The sequence below is a fragment of the Salinicola tamaricis genome, assembly GCF_003006155.1.
GTDB lineage: Bacteria > Pseudomonadota > Gammaproteobacteria > Pseudomonadales > Halomonadaceae > Salinicola > Salinicola tamaricis.
On sequence record NZ_CP023559.1, the window covers coordinates 1,534,915 to 1,552,690 of the forward strand.

Below are 17,776 nucleotides of genomic sequence, written 5' to 3' on the forward strand. Positions count from 1 at the left end.
ACAAGGCGAAATCGGCCGAAAAGACGGAGTTTACGTGGTGTAAATGAGTATTTTGAGGCCGATTTTAACGCCGTATTGCCGAGCGCAGGCATTTTGTAAAGACCCTCTCAGGGCAGCGCCTTCACCAGGTCGGAGCCGGCCAGCGCCGGGCTCCGACTCTCGTGCAGCTTGCCATCGCCATCCTCCTGGATGAACAGCACCGCCAGATGCTGGGCCCGCGCCACCGCCATACCCGCCTGCTGACCCAGGCAGAGCATCGCCGTGGCCCAGGCGTCGCCCAGGCGCGGGTCGCTGCCGATCACACTGGCCGAGACCAGATCGTGGGTCACCGGGGCGCCGGTGCGCGGATCGAGGATATGCGAGTAGCGCCGGCCCGCCTCATCGAAGAAGTGGTGATAGGTGCCCGAGGTATTGATCGACACCCCCGACGTGCCAGTGATCTCCAGCACCCGCTCGACCGCCATGTGATCCGGCGAGGGACGCTCGATCGCCACCTTCCAGGTGCTGCCATCCGGCTTGCGCCCGCGTGCCAGCATGTCGCCACCGAACTCGATCAGATAGGCCTGGATGCCGGCATTCTCCAGCACCTGACGCAGGCGCCACAGAGTGTAACCCTCGCCCATCGAGGACATGTCCACCGAGAGCCCGGGCAGCGTCTTGCGGACCCGGTCCTGTGTCGGGTCGAGCTGCAGATGATCGAAGCCGATTTTGTCCAGGGTCGCCGCGATACGCGCCGGGCTCGGCGGCTGGAAGTGATCGGCGCGAAAGCCCCACAGATCGAACAGCGGCGCGATGGTGGGGTCGTAGCAGCCCCGCGATTCACGATGCACCGTGCGTGCGATCGACAGCAGCTGGACGACATCGCTGGGGAGCGTCTGCCACTGGGTGGAGGAGCCGCGGTCGAAGCGCTCGATCAAGGAGTCGTCGCGGTAGTTGGAGATCCACAGGTCGACCTGTTGCAGCGCCTGATCGATTTGCTCTTCGAGCGCTTTGGGTCGACCTCGCGCTGCGACCACCAGCTGATGTGATAGGTCGTGCCCTCCGCCGCCCCCGCCAGCTTGTGGATCTCCGGCGGACGCGAACAGCCTTCCAGCAGCAGTATGGCGAACAGCGTGATGACGGTGATGAGCCAGCCGAGGTGGCGGCGACAGAGGGCAGTGGGCGAGGAAAGATGAAGCATCGCGGGGTGACCTGAGATGAGCAGCGGTAAACGGCGTTCATTATCGCAGATCGGCTGACGAGCGGGCTGCTCGTGCGCGGCAGATGGCGGATCGTCGCCCTCTCGCTTGACATGAGACGCGCTTTAAGTTTCGATTCGATCTCAATTATCTTTCGAAGTGAAAGAATGCCGAAACGTGATACCGCCCAGAGACGTCACGCCATCCTTGCCTACGTCAACGCTCATGGCGAGACACCGGTGGAGGCGCTGGCGTCGCGCTTCGCCATCTCCGAGGTCACGGTGCGCAAGGATCTCGCCACCCTGGAGAGCAGCGGCCTGCTGCTGCGCCGCTATGGCGGAGCGGCGCCGCTGCCCCAAGAGATGCTGGCCGAACCGGCGCAGACGCTCTCGCCCCACAAGCGTGCCATTGCCCGCGCCGCCCGGGCGCGTATCCGCGAGCACAACCGCATCATCGTCGACAGCGGCACCACCACGGCGGCGCTGATCGGTGAACTCGGCGGCCTGCGCGGGCTGGTGGTGATGACCAACTCCCTCGCCGTGGCCGGCGCCCTGCGCGAACTCGAACCCGAGCCGGCGCTGCTGATGACCGGCGGCACCTGGGACCCGCACTCCGAATCCTTTCAGGGCCAGGTCGCCGAACAGGTGCTGCGCGCCTACGACTTCGATCAGCTCTTCGTCGGTGCCGACGGCATCGACATCGACCGCGGTACCACCACCTACAACGAGCTGTTCGGCCTCACCCGCGTGATGGCGGAGGTCGCCCGCGAGGTGGTGGTGATGGTCGAGGCCGACAAGCTCGGCCGCCGTATTCCCAATCTGGAACTCCCCTGGGCTCGTATCGACACCCTGGTGACCGACTGGCGCCTCGCGACGGCGGATGCCGCCGCCATCGAGGCCCAGGACGTGACGCTGGTGGTCGCCGACGCGCCCCAATAATCTCGAGGACATCGAACATGTGTGGAATCGTCGCCGCGCTGGCAGCGCGCAACGTGCAGGGCATCCTGCTGGAAGGGCTCAAGCGGCTCGAATATCGCGGCTACGACAGCGCCGGCATGGCGGTGCTGGGCGGCGATGGTGCGCTGGCACGCCGGCGCGCGCTGGGCAAGGTCGCGGCGCTGGAGGAGAAGCTCGCCGCGGAGGATCTCAAGGGGCATATCGGTATCGCCCACACCCGCTGGGCGACCCACGGCAAACCCTCCGAGGCCAACGCCCACCCGCACGTCGCCGGACGCCGTCTGGCGCTGGTGCACAACGGCATCATCGAGAACTATGAACCGCTCAAGCGCGATCTCGAGGCCGAGGGCGTGGTGTTCGACTCCGAGACCGACACCGAGGTGGTGGCGCATCTGCTCGAACGCGCCTTCGATGCCCACGGCGATCTGCTCGCCGCGGTGCAGGCGACCCTGGCCCGGATCGACGGCGCTTACGCGCTGGCGGTGATGCACGTAGAGGCGCCGCGCGAGATCGTCGGCGCGCGCAAGGGCAGCCCGCTGGTGGTCGGCGTAGGGATCGACGAGAACTTCCTCGCCTCCGACGCCCTGGCGCTTTTGCAGGTCACCGACCGCTTCATCTATCTGCAGGAGGGCGACGTGGTGCGCCTCTCTGACGCCCACGGTATCGAGATCCACAGTGCCGACGGCGAACGCGTCGAGCGCGAAGCTCATGTCTTCGAGCATGGTGACGGCGCCGCCAGCCGCGGCGAGTATCGCCACTTCATGCTCAAGGAGATCCATGAGCAACCGGCGGTGGTCGCCGCCACCCTGGAGGGGCGCCTCAGCGGTAGCCGGGTACTGGAGAACAGCTTCGGTGTCGACGCCAAGGCACTGTTCGAGCGCGTCGAGCAGATCCATATCATCGCCTGCGGCACCAGCTACCATGCTGGCCTGGTGGCGCGCTACTGGCTGGAGAAGCTGGCCGGCATCCCGACCCAGGTGGAGGTCGCCTCGGAGTATCGCTACCGCGAAGTGGTGGTGCCGAAAAACACCCTCTTCGTCACCCTCTCCCAGTCCGGGGAGACCGCCGACACCCTGGCCGCGCTGCGCTACGCCAAGGGCCGCGCCGACGGTCAGCGCTATCTCGGCGCGCTGGCGATCTGCAACGTACCGGGCAGCTCGCTGACCCGTGAATCGGATCTGGCGCTGATGACCCAGGCCGGGCCGGAGATCGGCGTCGCCTCGACCAAGGCGTTCACCACCCAGCTGGTGGCGCTGTTGCTGCTGACCCTGGCGCTGCGCCGCGAGCGCGGTGATGCCCGCGAGACGGCGCTGGTACAGGCCCTGCGTGGGCTGCCGGCGCTGCTCGAACAGGCGCTGGAGATGGATGGCCCGATCGCCGAGCTGTCGGAAGCCTTCGCCGAGAAGCACCATGCGCTTTTCCTGGGCCGGGGCACCCAGTTCCCGATCGCCCTGGAGGGCGCGCTCAAGCTCAAGGAGATCTCTTACATCCACGCCGAGGCCTATCCGGCGGGGGAGCTCAAGCATGGCCCGCTGGCGCTGGTCGACGCTGATATGCCGGTGATCGCGGTGGCGCCCAACGACGAGCTGCTGGAGAAGCTCAAGTCTAACCTGCAGGAAGTGCGCGCCCGTGGCGGTGAACTGTTCGTCTTCGCCGACGCTGACGTCGGGCTGACCGCCGCCGACGACCTGCGCGTGCTGCACCTGCCGCAGATCGACGAAGTGCTCGCGCCGATTCTCTACACCCTGCCGCTGCAGCTGCTCTCCTACCATGTCGCCGTGCTCAAGGGCACCGACGTGGATCAGCCGCGCAACCTGGCCAAGAGCGTGACGGTGGAATAGATCGCGCCGACGCGACGGGCCCCAGCGGGGCCCGTCGTGCCAGCCGTTGCCTCGAATCATCCCTGACGCCAGACAGCCTGACTTCTCCCCCGCGCATACCGATCTCCGAAGGCGTCAATCCGGCGATGGCGCACCGCCAAATCGTTATGTTATAACTTCGCGCTTCTCGGCCTTTCCAGCAGGAGCGTGGCGTGGTGCCCGAGCCCAATGAGCCCGTGTTGCGGGTGGACAATCTGTCGGTGCGCCTCGGCGCGCAGCGCGTGGTGGATGGTCTCGACTTCACCGTCGGCGCCGGTGAGCGCGTCTGTCTGATCGGCCCCTCGGGTTCGGGCAAGTCGCTCACCGCGGCGGCGATCCTCGGTATCACCCCCTCCACGGCGAGCGTCGGCGGCAGCATTCGCCTCGGTGCACATGAGGTCGCTGGTGTGGCGGCGACGCGGCGTCCGCGTACGCTGCGCATCGGCATGGTGTTCCAGAACACCCAGGCGGCCTTGAATCCGCTGGTGAGCGTGGGGGCCCAACTGAGTGAGCCATTCGTGCGCTTCCATGGGCTGTCGCGCCGGGCGGCACGTGCCGCCGCCGCCGAGCTGCTGACGCGCACCTCACGGCGGCCACCGAGCTGTTGACGCGCTCGCCCGCTGAACTCTCCGGTGGCCAGCGCCAGCGGGTCTGTGTGGCGCTGGCATTGGCCTGCAAGCCTTCACTGATCGTGGCCGACGAGCCGACCACGGCGCTGGATGCGCTGACCCAGGCCGAGGTGCTGACGCTGCTGCACGAGACCACCGGTGGCGCCGGGAAGCCTGCGCTGCTGTTCATCTCCCACGACATGGGGGCGGCCAGCCGGCTGTGCCAGCGCGCGGTGATCCTGGAGCAGGGGCGGATGATCGAGAGTGGCCCGCTGGCGGATCTGGTTGCGTCACCCCAGCAGCGCTTCACCCGCGAGCTGGTGGCCGCGATGCGCAGCGCCGAGATAGCGCCCGAGATGCTGGCGGCAACTGACGCCTACTCCACCTCCGGCGCTGCTGCGGTAGGGGCGCGATGAGATACCAAGACGATTGTCACTCGGAGCGAGGCGCCAATGTCGCCCGGCCGGACGCCGATGGCTCTTCTCTAAACGCTGACGGCTCTCTCCTTAGCGCTGATGGCTCTTGTTTAAACGCTGACGGCTCTCTTCTGCGCGTCAGCGGGCTGAGCCGCTGGGTGGCCGGGCCGCGGCGCTGGGGCTGGCGGCGAGAGCGGCAGCCGATCTTGAAGGCGGTGGATTTCGCCATCCGCCCGGGAGAGTTGATCGGTCTCGCCGGGGTCTCCGGGGCGGGCAAGTCGACGCTACTCAATCTGATGCTGGGTCTGTCACGTGCCGACAGCGGCGAAATCTGGTGCCAGGGCCGGCGCATTCGGCCCGGCTCGGTGCGCGCGCTGCGCTGGTATCGCCGGGTGGTGCAGTACATTCCGCAGGACCCCGCTGCCTCCCTCGACCCGCGTATGCGAGTCCGTGAACTGGTGCGCGAGCCGCTGGTGCATCTGGGTATCGATGGCGATCACCAGCGGCGGGTGAGCGAGGCGCTGGCGCAGGTGGGGCTGGATGGTAGCTTTCTCGAGCGCCGCCCCGACTCGCTCTCGGGCGGGCAGGCGCAGCGCGTGGCGATCGCCCGGGCGATCGCGGTGCGGCCCCGGCTGCTGTTGGCGGATGAGCCGCTGAGCGGGCTCGACCTGCCGGTCCAGGCCATGGTCACCCAGGTACTCAAGTCGCTCAATCATGACGCCGGCATTGGTCTTTTGCTGATCTCCCACGATCTTTCGGTGGTGTGCCGGCTGTGCCAGCGCACGCTGATCCTCGATGCCGGCGAGATCATCGAAGACCGCCCCACTGCGGCACTGTTCCGCCAGCCCGCCCAGGCGCACACCGCGGCGCTGCTGCGCGCCGCCACGACCTTTTCTACCGCCTTGTCCACGCCCTTGCCGTCCTCGGAGACCGCCGGGCGCCGCCCCACGACCCAGGAGATCCCCTTGTGACCTTCCCTGCCACTGCGACTTTCGGCACCGCTGCGACGCCCCGGCGCGCCTCGGCCACACGCCACCCGGTCAGCCTGCTGCGGCGTGCCCTGACGCTGCCGCTGATGGTGCTGTCGTTCTCTCTTCTCGCCGGCTGCGGGCAGGATGAGGAGACCTCGGCGGCGCGTGACGATGCCCCCGAGAAGACGCAGGAGCAGGATCGACGCATCCGCGTCGCCATGCTGCAGCCGCCGCGCTCCGGGCTCAATCCGCTCACCGACGACGCCTTCAAGCTGTCGCGCTGGCGCACCGCCGAGACGCTGATTCGGCTCGATGCCGATGGCGATCCGCAGCCGTTTCTGGCCACCGAATGGGAGCAGCTCGATCCCCAGACCTGGCGCTTCACCATCCGCCCGGACGTGACCTTCCATGACGGCACCGCGCTGACTGCCGAGCGCGTGGTGGCCTCGCTCACCGCCGCGACCAACGCCGTGCCCAAGCCGCGCATTCTCGATGGGGTCGAGATGCACATCGAGGCCGACGGCGAGAACGCGGTCATCGTGCGCACCGCGGATACCGATCCTCTGGTGCCCAATCGGCTCTCCAGCCCGCAGCTGGCGATCATGGCGGCGAGAGCCTACGCCCAGGCGGGTCACGTCGACCCCACCCGCGCGGGTACCGGGCCCTTCGTGCTCACCGACATCAACGGCACCCAGAGCGCTACCCTCGAGCGTTACGACGGCTACTGGGGCGAGCGTGCCGAACTCGCCGGCATCGATGCCGACTACGTGCCCGATGGCACCGCCCGTGGCGCCGCGCTGCGCACCGGTACGGCGGATGTGGTCGAAGCGGTACCGGTCTCGCAGGTGGCGCTGATCGACCCATCGCTGATTCACGAAGTGCCGATGCCGCGCACCAACACCCTCTATCTCAATACCGCCTCCGGGCCGTTCCAGGACCCGAGCCTGCGTGCGGCGGCGCGTGAGGCACTGGATCGTGGCGCCATCGTGCGCACCGTTTACGAGGGGCGCGCCGATGTCGCCGAGGGGCTGCTGGGCCCGGCGCTGGCCTGGGCGAGCGAGGTACGCCAGCCTGTTCAGCGCACCGCGGCCGCCGAGCCGAAGGGGGCTTCCATCACCCTGGCCACCTTCACCGACCGTGCCGAGTTGCCGGAAGTGGCCGTGCTGCTCGAACAGCAGCTCGAGGCGGCGGGCTTCGATGTTCAGCAGGAGGTGCGCCAGTACGCGCATATCGAATCCGACATGCTGGCGGGCAAGTTCGACGCCTTCATCCTGTCGCGGGCGACCCTGCTCGACTCCGGCGACCCGGTCGCCTACATGGTCAGCGACTTCTCCTGCGCGGGCTCGTTCAACATCGCCCAGCTGTGCGACCCGGCGATCGATGCGGCGCTGGCCAAGGCCGGCGATCTGCCGCCGGGGCCCGAGCGTCGCCAGGCGATCATCGCTGCCGAGGCCGCGATCCTGAAAACGGACGCCGCGGTACCCATGCTCCACGAGCGGGTGATCCAGGGCGAGGCCACCGATGTGGTCGGGGCGCTGCGCGACCCGCGCGAGCGTGAGTTGATCGACGAGCACACCCACTTCCGTCAGGCTGATGATGCCCGCTAGTCAGCCAGCGAGTGTGACCCCGCGGTCTGCCGGGGTGGCTTGGCGATGGGTGGCGTGGCGCTGGGCGTCGTGGCAGCGCCTGCTGCCGACGCTGTCGCGGCTGGTGACGCTGGCCGGCGTGGTGGTACTGGTGGGGCTGCTGCCGTGGCTCTCCGGGCGCGATCCGGCGCTCAGCATTCTGCGCGCCCGCGCCGGCGATCAGAATCCGAGCGCGGAGGCGCTGGACGCCATCCGTGCCCAGCTCGGCCTGGCTATGGGGCCGTTCGAGAAGTTGGGGCACTGGCTGAGCGGGCTTGCGCACGGCGATGCCGGTGTCTCCTGGATCTCCGGCACCCCGGTGCTGCCGGGCATGCTGCAGGCGTCACAGGTCTCGCTGACGCTGATGGCGGCAGCGCTGGGCGTGGCGCTGGTGGTCACCTTGCTGATCTGTCTGCCGACGCTCAAGCGCGGGCTAGCCGGCGAGGCGACGCCGACCTCCGGCGCGCTGGGGGCGGCGCTCACCGCGCTGCCGGAGTTTCTGCTCGCGGCGCTCTTGCTGGTGGTATTCGCCGCCTGGCTACGCTGGCTGCCGCCCTATGGCTGGGGTGACTGGCGCCATCTGATTCTGCCGGCGGTGGCCCTCGGTCTGCCTGGCGGTGGGCTGCTCGGGCGTCTGTTCAGCGATGCGCTGACGGCGGCGTTCTCCGAGCGCTGGGTGGTGACCTGGCACGTGGCCGGTTTTGCGCGCCGGCGTATCGCCCTGGCGGCGATCCAGCGCACCCTGCCCAGCCTGCTGCCGCAGGTGGGTCTGGTGATGGTGGGGCTGACCGGTGGCGCGATCGCGGTGGAGCAGGTGTTCTCCATTCCCGGACTGGGGCGGGCCACCCTGGGGGCGGCCTCGGCGCAGGACCTGCCGGCGCTGCAGACCGGTATTCTCATACTGATCGTCATCGCCATCGTACTCGGCGGGAGCGCCAACCTGTGCCGCGGCCTGCTGCTGGGGCGCACCCTGCGTGCCGGCGCGGTGCCGGTGGTAGTGAAGCCACCCCATCCCGGGCGCTGGCGCTGGCTGGTACCTGCGCTCGCGGCGTTAGCGCTCGCGCTGATCATCGTCGCGGGGTTGGGGCGCGACCCGCTGAGTTCGGCCTACCTGCGGCTGCAGCCGCCGAGCCTGGCGCTGCCGCTGGGAGCCGACGGGATCGGTCGCGACTTCTGGCGCGGGTCAGCCATGGCGCGCTCTCGACCATGGGCATGGCGCTGCTGGCGGTGGGCATCAGCTTTTTGCTCGAGTGACGATCGGACTGATGCCGCGTCTCGCCGCCGGGCCGATCGAGTCACACAATGCCAACCCCGCCGGTGATCGCCGGGCTGATCGTCTCCGGCCTGCTGGGACCGAGCGCCAGCGGTGCGGTGATCGCGGTCACCCTGGTCAGCTGGGCGTCACTGGCGGCCCATACCGCGGCGCTGGTGGCCGAGACGCTGGGCCAGCCACCATGTGCGCATCACCCCCGATGCTCGGGGTGGGGCGGCTGCGGCTGCTTACCCGCTATCTGCTGCCGGCGGTGGTCGGCCCGGTGTTCCGCCACGCCATGCTGCGCCTGCCGGGCACTGCACTGGCACTGGCGGCGCTGGGCTTTCTCGGGCTGGGACCACGGCCACCGGCACCGGAGTGGGGGCTGCTGCTGGCCGAGAGCCTGCCCTATCTCGAACGCGCGCCCTGGGCGGTACTGGTACCCGCGCTGGCGCTGGTGCTGATGTCGATCCTGGCGGTCTCGCTCTCCAGCGCCGGGTCGTTACCGCGGCGGCGGCGGGCGGCAGCGCCGGTTTCAGCCTGAACGCCTGTGGCTACCGTGTTCGCGTAAGTGGGTCTCAGCTACCCGCATACGAGCGCATCGTCTGCTGGTTCCAGGTCTCGAAGTGATCGAACATGGCCTGGCGCGCCAGGTCGGGGTCCCTCGCCTTGATCGCTGCGACGATAGCGATATGGGTTTCGTTGGTCTTCTTGAGGGACTGGGGGGATTGGCGCGCGAGCACGCGGCGGTGGTGAAGCACTTTTTTCAGCACCGACGAGAGTCCTTGGAAAATGATCAGAATGGCAGGGTTGCCGGCCATGATCGCCAACTGTTCGTGGAACTCGTAGTCGGCCTGGAGGCCGTCGTTGATATCCGTGGTGGTAACGATGCGCTCGCAGAGCTGCTCCAGCGTTTCCAGCTCCTGGGCGGTGTGATGCGTTGCCGCGGCCTGGATGATCTCGCGTTCGAACATCTCCCGCGCCGTTTCCATGTGATCGACGGAGATATAGTTCAGCTTCAAGGCCAGTTCGAAGTAGAGCTGGATGAAGACGGGCTCGGGCATTTTCAGGAAGGTGCCCGAGCCCCCGGCGCTCGATGAATCCCAGGCTCTGGAGCACCGATAGCAGATTCCTGACCGATGAGCGATGCATCGAGAAACGCTCGCACAGCGTTCTTTCCGGCGGCAGTTTCAGACGTCCATCACGGGACAGTTCCGATACCGAAACGAAGTCGTGCAATTTGGCCAGAAGGTCGGAATCAATCTCGCTCATAGGCGTTCCAGTCGCTGCCGTCGGTCGAAAGAGGTCGGCGGCAGCTTAGCATGTCAATGAATGTGCATACCGCCGTTCACATCGATCGTGGCGCCGGTGATATAGCTGGAGAGATCGCTGGCCAGGAACAGAAAGGCATTGGCGACATCGTCGGGTAGACCGAGCCGCTTGAGCGGAATCCCTTCGAGGATCGGAGCCTTCATCTCTTCGGTCAACTTGCCGGCGGTGATGTCGGTATCGATCAGCCCGGGCGTCACCGAATTGACGCGGATGCCAAAGGGCCCCAGCTCGCGGGCCATCGCCTTGCCCAGGCCCAGCATCCCGGCTTTGGCGGCGCTGTAGTGGGGGCCGCCGAAAATACCGCCGCCGCGCTGCGCGGAAACCGAAGAGGTGTTGGCGATCGCGCCACCGCCCGCTGCCTTCATGTGCGGCACCACGGCCTGGGACATGTAGAGCATACCGCGCAGGTTGACGTCGAGGATGCGGTCGTAGCCCTCGGGGTCGATCTCTTCGAACTTCACCGGCTGGGTGATACCGGCGTTGTTGATGAGCACATCGATCTTGCCGAATCGTTCGAGCGCGCGCTCGACCACGTCGCGGCACTCCTCGCGGCGGGTGACATTGGCCACCACCACCAGACAGCGCTCGGGATCGAACGTCTGGCGTACCGCATCGCAGGCCGCCTCGTCGATATCGGAAATGACTATGTTCGCCCCGTGTTCGTAGAACAGGCGAGCGGTCTTCAAACCGATACCACGGGCACCGGCCGCGCCAGTGATGAGGCAGACCTTGTTGTCGAGAAGCATGCGGGTATCTCCAGGCATTATTGAAGGTTGTCGAGCCATTCGAGGGAACGGCCGAGTTTTTCCTCTATCAGATCGAGAGGCAGTGGCTTGGCGTCCCGCCAGGGTTGCGCCTGGGGGTCCCGATGGAGCCGGAAGGGAAGTTCCAGCGAGAACGGCCGCTCGGCGGCCATGAGGGCGCGGAGCACGCGGGCCTCGTCGATATCGCCGTCGCCGAGTTCGGTGAAGTCGTACCCGTCAGCCGTGCGGCGGCAGGGCTTGATGTGGAAGTGATCCGCCAGCGGCAGGGCCTGCTCGATGTCCGCCTCGGGGGAGCGTGCGGGCTGGTGCGAGAGCAGGTTGCCGCAGTCGTAGTTGATGCCGAAGGTCGCTTCATCGAGGGTGGCCATCAGCGCCGGGATGTCGCCGGCGTGATCGAGCATGTTGGGTTCGCCGTTGCCGGGATTCTCGAGCAGGATGCGCACGCCATGGTGGCGCGCGATATGGCCGATCCGCTCGGCGTGGGCAAGAAAGCGGGCCCGATTGCCGAGCGCCGCGGCATTGGTGATGACGAACTGGGCGCCGAGTGCCGCAGCGAATCGGCAGCGCGCTTCGAGTCGCTCCGGGGCGTTATCGAGCCCGAGATCGATATGGCCGGAGAAGTAGCGGCAACGCTGATCGAAAGCGCGCATCTCGCGACACAGATCGTCGGCCAACGCCAGGTTCAGGTCGGCATCGGTGAACGCCTCCACGTAGCCGTCGATGAAGGCGAATTCGACGTGTTGTACGCCGCAGCGGGCCAGGGACGGCAGGATGCGGTCGAAGCCGTAACCGTCGTAGGCCGCCGTGCTGACGGAAAACGAAAGCGCTCTCATGCCTGGCCGCCTCCCTCGGGATCGCAGCCATTGAGCCGGCGATAGGTGCGGATCAACTGGCTGTCGTCCAGACGGCCTTCGCCCCCCTCGGCCGTGGCGACGAAGAGCTGATGCGCGCTGTGGGCGAGAGGCGTATAGGCCTTGGACGAGTCGGCGGCGTCGCAGACGATGCCCAGGTCCTTGCAGAAAATATCGATGGCGCTGGTGACGTCTCCCGGCGGCGCGACCATTCGCGGCCCCCGGTCGCGCAGCATCCAGCTCGAGGCCGCCGACCCCTGGACCAGCTCGAGGGCGATCTGCCGGTCTATGCCGCTTTTCTCGGCTAGGGCCAGCGCTTCCGCCGCCGCTGCGATATGCACCCCGCACAGTAGCTGGTTGACCGCTTTCATCGCTGCGCCCTGCCCGGGGCGATCGCCGACCTCGAAGATCGCCTGGCCGAGGATGTCGAACAGCACACGACAGCGCGCGAGTGATGGCGCATCGCCGGCGGCCATGATGCTGAGCGTGCCGGCTTTCGCCCCGACCACGCCGCCCGACACCGGGGCATCCACGTAGTGAAGATCCGGCCGCACTGCCGCGACCTCGGCGGCCAGGGCTGCGGCATCGGCCGGCGCGACGGTGGACATCTGCACGATGCAGGCGTCCGCGGGCAGCTGGGATACCAGCCCGCCGGCGACGAGAACATCCGCGAACAGCAGCGAACGAATCTGCGCGGCGTTGACCACCATGATCACCAGCGCCTCGACGCTGTCGATAGCGGCCTTGTGGCCGGACGCCTGGCGGTGAAAGGCCTCGGCACGCTCGCTCAGTGCGTCCAGAGCGAGTACCTCGAGCCCGGCCTGGTCGAGGTTCTCGGCCATGGGCCAGCCCATGGCACCCAGGCCTGCAACAGCGACTCTCTTCATCAGGATTCCTCAGTAAAGGATCAGTGCGGGCACGTACGAGACGAGCAGCAGCACGCTGATCGCGACGAGATAGAACGGGATGAGTTCGCGCACGACGGTGCCAATGCGCTCGCGCGCGATGGCCGAGGCGACGAACAGGGTGGTACCGATGGGGGGTGTGAACAGCCCGATGCTCAGGTTCACGCACATGATGATGCCGAGCTGGACCAGATCCATGCCGATGGCGTTGGCGATCGAGACCAGGGTCGGCCCCAGCAGCAGGATCGCCGCCGGCAGATCGAGGAACATGCCGATGAACAGCAGCAGCAGGTTGATCGCCAGAATGACCAGGATCGGATTGCCAAGGGTGCCCACCGCCCACTGGGCTACCGCCTGGGGCACACCACCGCTGGTGAGGATGTAAGCGATGATATTGGCGGCGGCGATGATCAGCATGACCATGCCGGTCGTCACCACCGTGCTCGAGAGCGCGGCGACCACGCGGGCGAGGGTCAGGTCACGGTAGATCAGCGCACTGACCACCAGCGCGTAGGCCACGGCGATGATGCTGACCTCCGTGGGCGTGGCGATACCGGTGCGCAGCAGCACCAGAATGATCACCGGCATCAGGAGGGCGGGCAGTGCGGTGATCAGGATGCTCCGGACCTCCTGTGCGGTGTACTTCAAGGTGAGGCGGGGAAAGTTGCGGCGCTTTCCGGTCACGTAGCAGGCGGTCATCATCCCGATCGCCAGCATCAGCGCCGGCAGCACGCCGGCAATGAACAGCGCCGCGATGGAGACATTGGAGACCGTGGCGAACAGGATCAGCGGGATCGACGGCGGCATCAGACCGGCGATCACCGACGACGAAGCGGTGACCGCGGCGCCGAAGGCGCCCGGGTAGCCCTCTCTCTTCTGCCAGGGGATGAGCATCGACCCCAGCGCCGATGCTTCGGCGACGGCAGAGCCGGAAACACCGCCGAAGATCGTCGAGCCGACCACGTTGACCTGGCCGAGCCCGCCGGGGTACTTGCCGACCAGCATCGAGGCGAGCGCCACCAGGCGCTGCCCCAGCTTGCCGGACATCATCAGGCTGCCGGAGAGCACGAAAAACGGAATTGCCAGCAGCGGAAAGCTCTGGGTCGGCTGGAAGATTTTCATCACCACCATGCTCGAAGGCATCGAGCCGAATACCGACAGCGCCGTCCAGCCGCTGATCACCAGCGAATAGCCCACCGGCATCGCCATCAGCATGAGCAGGACGAAGGAGATCAACATATTGACCGTCATGAGGCTTCCTCCCCGTGGGTCGCCAGCGACTCGGCGACCGGCAACCGGCGGTCGAGCGCGATGAGAACGTTGAGCAGGGAAACCAGTGCCAGGCCAGCGAAGCCGACGACGACCGACCAGTAGGACCACGACATGGCGATACCGGTAATGGGCAGGCGCTGGCCGCCTGCGATGGCGACCACGTCCAGCCCGTGCCAGGCGATGAGTGCGAAGGCGACGACCGCGAGCAGGTTGGTCGCGAGAGCGATCACGCGTCGCAGCGGCTGCGGTAGCCGTTCGACCACCGCCTCGATCCCGATATGCTCGTTCTTGGCCGCGGTCGCGACGATCGCGCACATGGTGAGCCACGGAAACAGGATGTTGGGGACTTCCGACGTCCAGTCGAGATTCGTCTCCCACACGTAGCGTACGAACACGGCCGCCAGCAGCGTGGCGAACATCACCAGTAGCGAGAGAATGCCGAGCCACTTGAACAGGTGATGGAGCGCGGCTTTCAGGCGCAGCGGGGGCGAACCGGGATGCCCCGGTTCGCCATGCCTTCCTGCGATGACATCAGACATGGCGAACGCTCCCGTTTACTGTGACGCGGTTTTCGCGGCTTCGACGACCATGTCGACCATCTTCGGGTACTTCTGCCGCCAGGCATCGTAGACGCCGCGCGTGGCTTCGATGAAAGGCGCCTGATTCACCTCGTTGAATATCACCCCCGCCTGCTCCATCTTCGCGCGGAGCTCCTTGTCGGCCGCGAGCGATGCCTGGCGGTTGTACTTTCCGGCTTCGATGGCAGCGTTCTGGATGACCTTCTGCTGCTCGGGCGAGAGGCCGTCCCAGACGATCTTGCTCATCAGCAACGGCGTGGACTCGTACTTGTGGCCGGTGAGCGAGATGTACTTCTGCACCTCATAGAGCTTCGATGAATAGATGTTCATCAGCGGGTTTTCCTGGCCATCCACCACGCCCTGCTGCAGCGCGATATAGAGCTCGGAGAAGTTCATCGGAGTTGGCGTCGCCCCCAGCGCGTCGAAGATATCGACGGTCATCTCGTCCGGCGGCGTGCGGATCTTCAGCCCTTTCAGGTCGGCGGGCGTCTCGATCGGGCGGACGTTGTTGCTGACGTGACGGATGCCGTTGTCCCACATCGCCAGCAGCACCAGCCCCTGCTCCTGCGCCAAGCGCTTGAGTTCGTCGCCGACCTTGCCATCCATCACTGTCCAGGCGGTGGGCAACGAATCGAACAGAAACGGCAGCCCCAGTACGGAGAACTGCGGGACGATGCTCGCCACCGGGCCCTGGCTGTTGGCGCTGAATGCCAGGCTGCCCATGCGCATCAGGGTCAGCGCTTCCATGTCATCGCCGTACTGGGCGTTGCCGCCCACGTCGACGTGGATCTCGCCATGTGTGCCCTCCTCGACGAGCTTGGCGAAGCGCTCGGAGGCTGCCCATTTGGGATTGCCCTCGGCGGCGTTGTGGGCCAGTTGCAGGGTCTGCACTGCCAGCGCCGGCGTAGTGGCGGCGAGGGCGACGGCGAGAGCGGCAGCCAGGGCCGTGGTTTTTGGAATCGCTTTCAGGATCGTTTTCAGGGTCGCTTTAGTCATTGTCGTTGCGCTCATGGTTGCTGACGGGACGTGGTGAAGGCCTCGCTATGGCGCGTGCCGGCTCAACTGGCGTGCGTGAGCGAGATGCGCGACGCCAGGGTCTTCACCACTGCCTGGGTCGAGATGCCATAGCGGTCATGCAGGGTGGGCAGTGCGCCGGCGTCGAGAAACGCATCCGGCAGCCCGATCTGGTGGAACTCCGGGTGTACGCCGGCATTCATCAAGAGAGCGGCCACGCTCTCGCCCAGCCCGCCGATGACGGAGTGATTTTCTGCCACGTAGACGGGGCGCTGGGGATGACGCTGGATCTCCTCGAGGATCGTCTGCGCATCCAGCGGCTTGATGGTGGGGGAATGGAGAACACCGACATGCATGCCGCGCTCGGCGAGAAGATCGGCCGCTTCGACGGCACGCATGGTCATCAGTCCGGAGGAGATGATCAGGGCATCCTCGCCATCCATGAGTCTGCGCGCCCTGCCGATCTCGAAGCGGTAGTTCGGGAAGCGATCGAGCACGCGGGGAACCTTGCCACGCAGCAGACGCAGATAGACCGGCCCATCATGGGCGACCATGGCGTGGGTGGCCTGCTCGATATCCACCGCGTCACAGGGGTCGACGATGGTGAGGTTCGGCATGCCGCGGAAGATCGCCATGTCCTCGGTCGCCTGATGGCTCGGCCCGTAACCGGTGGTGAGGCCCGGCAGCGCGCAGACGATCTTGACGTTGAGCCTCTCCTCGGCGATCGCCATGCAGATGAAGTCGTAGGCTCGGCGCGACGCAAAGACGCCATAGGTGGTCACGAACGGAATGAAACCCTCGCGTGCCATGCCGGCCCCGGCACTCATCAGCAACTGCTCGGCCATCCCCATCTGGTAGTGGCGCTCGGGATAGGCCTGGGCAAAGACATGCAGGTCGGTGTACTTGCCCAGATCCGCGGTCATGCCGACGATACGCTCGTCGGCCGCGGCCGCCTCGACCAGGGCGTGACCGAAGGGGGCCGAGGTGGTCGGCTGACCTTCCGCCGCCAGTGAAGCGATCATCGCGGATGTTTTGAGTCGCGGTTGGGTCGTCATGAGTGCTCGCTCCCTGCGGCGTCGGATGAATGGGCGTAGGTATCGTCGAGTTGCTTCAGAGCGATGCGCCATTCGTCTTCGTCGACGCGGATGAAGTGGGTCTTGTCGCGGTTTTCGAGCAGCGGCACGCCGCGGCCCATCAGGGTGTCGCAGATGATGACGCAGGGTTTGCCGTCGGCGCTTTCCAGTGCGCTATCGAAGGCCTCGACCAGCGTGGCGATGTCGTTGCCGTCCACCCGTAGCGCGGTCCAGCCGAAGGCGCGCCACTTGTCGGCGATGGGTTCGTAGCCGAGCACGCTCGACGACTTGTCGTCGGCCTGCTGATCGTTGACATCGACGATGGCGACCAGGTTGTCGAGCTTCCAGTGGGCGGCCGAGGCGGCGGCCTCCCAGGTCGAGCCCTCGTTGAGTTCACCGTCGGAGAGCAGGTTGAAGATGCGCGAATGGCTCTGCTTGCGCTTCAGGCCGAGCGCCATCCCGACACCGATTCCCAACCCGTGGCCCAGCGAGCCGCCGGTAATCTCCATGCCGGGGGTGTAGGCCGCCATCCCGGACATCGGCAGCATGCTGTCGTCGCTGCCGTAGTTCTCGATTTCGCTCTCGCTGATGACGCCTGCCTCGATCAACGCGGCATAGAGGGCGATAGCGTAGTGACCGATCGACAGCAGGAAGCGATCGCGCTCTTCCCACTCGGGGTCGTCGGCGCGCAGGTTCATGGCACGGAAGTAGGCGACCGCGAGAACGTCGGCGATGCCCAGCGCCTGACCCACGTAACCCTGGCCCTGCACTTCTCCCATGAGTAGCGCATGGCGACGGATTCGATAGGCGTGTCGTCGAAGGGCGGGGATGTCGGCGGGGGCGATCACGCGGTGGGTAGCCGGCTGCATAGAACGGATTCCGTAAATTGGTTTACCAATTCACGGTAATGAGGGCCTGCAGTGAAAAGAAGACCGACTTTGGTCGCAGCAGCGCCATCACCCGAAGCGAGTGAATCGACTCAATCCCGTCTGAACGGAAGAATCGGTCACGCAATCTCTAAAAAATTTATATTACTATCAAATAATTATGGAATTTTTGAATAACGCTCACCTGTTACGGCGAGGTACGTCCAGGCAGGGGGCTGGAGGGGACCGGATACTG

Annotated in this window: 18 protein-coding genes; 8 read left to right on the top strand and 10 right to left on the bottom strand. The window is 66.4% G+C overall.

Features of this window, described 5'->3' with window-relative positions; translation table 11 throughout:
* Positions 1-107: 107 nt before the first annotated feature.
* Complete coding sequence (locus tag CN538_RS07130; RefSeq protein WP_164999526.1) at positions 108-1,016, bottom strand: FAD:protein FMN transferase; 909 nt, start codon at positions 1,014-1,016, stop codon at positions 108-110.
* Between the two features lie 329 nt (positions 1,017-1,345).
* On the opposite strand from CN538_RS07130, the gene CN538_RS07135 reads away from it, so the two are divergent.
* The 8 genes from CN538_RS07135 to CN538_RS22305 all read left to right on the top strand — a co-directional run bounded on the left by CN538_RS07135 (position 1,346) and on the right by CN538_RS22305 (position 9,409).
* Positions 1,346-2,116 carry a DeoR/GlpR family DNA-binding transcription regulator gene (locus CN538_RS07135; RefSeq protein WP_106418980.1) on the top strand — a complete coding sequence of 257 codons (771 nt, stop codon included), beginning with the start codon at positions 1,346-1,348 and terminating at the stop codon, positions 2,114-2,116.
* Between the two features lie 17 nt (positions 2,117-2,133).
* A complete protein-coding gene (gene glmS, locus CN538_RS07140; RefSeq protein ID WP_106418981.1) occupies positions 2,134-3,975 on the top strand; it encodes a glutamine--fructose-6-phosphate transaminase (isomerizing) in 1,842 nt (613 codons plus the stop codon).
* A 194-nt stretch (positions 3,976-4,169) separates the two neighbouring features.
* On the top strand, positions 4,170-4,601 hold the full coding sequence (locus tag CN538_RS22295; protein WP_242495638.1) for an ATP-binding cassette domain-containing protein: 432 nt from the start codon (positions 4,170-4,172) through the stop codon (positions 4,599-4,601).
* Entirely contained in the window at positions 4,598-5,017 is a 420-nt protein-coding gene (locus CN538_RS22300) for an ATP-binding cassette domain-containing protein (RefSeq protein ID WP_242495639.1), read from the top strand. Before CN538_RS22295 ends, CN538_RS22300 begins: the two co-directional genes overlap by 4 nt.
* A gap of 215 nt (positions 5,018-5,232) precedes the next feature.
* On the top strand, positions 5,233-5,988 hold the full coding sequence (locus CN538_RS07150; protein ID WP_242495766.1) for an ABC transporter ATP-binding protein: 756 nt from the start codon (positions 5,233-5,235) through the stop codon (positions 5,986-5,988).
* Positions 5,985-7,595: an ABC transporter substrate-binding protein gene (locus CN538_RS07155; RefSeq protein ID WP_242495640.1), complete on the top strand. Its 1,611-nt coding sequence runs from the start codon at positions 5,985-5,987 to the stop codon at positions 7,593-7,595. Before CN538_RS07150 ends, CN538_RS07155 begins: the two co-directional genes overlap by 4 nt.
* Positions 7,596-7,644: 49 nt before the next feature.
* Complete coding sequence (locus CN538_RS07160) at positions 7,645-8,934, top strand: ABC transporter permease (RefSeq protein ID WP_242495641.1); 1,290 nt, start codon at positions 7,645-7,647, stop codon at positions 8,932-8,934.
* 133 nt (positions 8,935-9,067) lie between these two features.
* Complete coding sequence (locus CN538_RS22305) at positions 9,068-9,409, top strand: ABC transporter permease subunit (protein WP_242495642.1); 342 nt, start codon at positions 9,068-9,070, stop codon at positions 9,407-9,409.
* Positions 9,410-9,443: 34 nt separating this feature from the next.
* Here CN538_RS22305 and CN538_RS07165 read toward each other — a convergent pair whose 3' ends face one another.
* From CN538_RS07165 to CN538_RS07205, 9 genes are all read right to left on the bottom strand, one after another.
* Positions 9,444-9,929, bottom strand: coding sequence for a FadR/GntR family transcriptional regulator (locus tag CN538_RS07165; protein WP_106418983.1), 486 nt, complete (start codon positions 9,927-9,929; stop codon positions 9,444-9,446).
* A gap of 261 nt (positions 9,930-10,190) precedes the next feature.
* Positions 10,191-10,943, bottom strand: a complete 753-nt coding sequence (locus CN538_RS07170) for an SDR family NAD(P)-dependent oxidoreductase (RefSeq protein WP_106418984.1) — start codon at positions 10,941-10,943, stop codon at positions 10,191-10,193.
* Positions 10,944-10,960: 17 nt separating this feature from the next.
* Complete coding sequence (locus CN538_RS07175) at positions 10,961-11,794, bottom strand: sugar phosphate isomerase/epimerase family protein (RefSeq protein WP_106418985.1); 834 nt, start codon at positions 11,792-11,794, stop codon at positions 10,961-10,963.
* Positions 11,791-12,699: an NAD(P)-dependent oxidoreductase gene (locus CN538_RS07180; RefSeq protein WP_207233660.1), complete on the bottom strand. Its 909-nt coding sequence runs from the start codon at positions 12,697-12,699 to the stop codon at positions 11,791-11,793. The genes CN538_RS07175 and CN538_RS07180 overlap by 4 nt, the downstream gene beginning before the upstream one ends.
* A 9-nt stretch (positions 12,700-12,708) precedes the next feature.
* Positions 12,709-13,968, bottom strand: a complete 1,260-nt coding sequence (locus CN538_RS07185; RefSeq protein WP_106418987.1) for a TRAP transporter large permease — start codon at positions 13,966-13,968, stop codon at positions 12,709-12,711.
* Positions 13,965-14,528, bottom strand: coding sequence for a TRAP transporter small permease (locus CN538_RS07190; protein ID WP_106418988.1), 564 nt, complete (start codon positions 14,526-14,528; stop codon positions 13,965-13,967). The genes CN538_RS07185 and CN538_RS07190 overlap by 4 nt, the downstream gene beginning before the upstream one ends.
* Positions 14,529-14,543: 15 nt before the next feature.
* A complete protein-coding gene (locus CN538_RS07195; protein WP_106418989.1) occupies positions 14,544-15,563 on the bottom strand; it encodes a TRAP transporter substrate-binding protein in 1,020 nt (339 codons plus the stop codon).
* 62 nt (positions 15,564-15,625) lie between these two features.
* On the bottom strand, positions 15,626-16,636 hold the full coding sequence (locus tag CN538_RS07200; protein ID WP_106418990.1) for a transketolase family protein: 1,011 nt from the start codon (positions 16,634-16,636) through the stop codon (positions 15,626-15,628).
* A complete protein-coding gene (locus CN538_RS07205; protein WP_106418991.1) occupies positions 16,633-17,523 on the bottom strand; it encodes a transketolase in 891 nt (296 codons plus the stop codon). The genes CN538_RS07200 and CN538_RS07205 overlap by 4 nt, the downstream gene beginning before the upstream one ends.
* Positions 17,524-17,776: the final 253 nt, after the last annotated feature.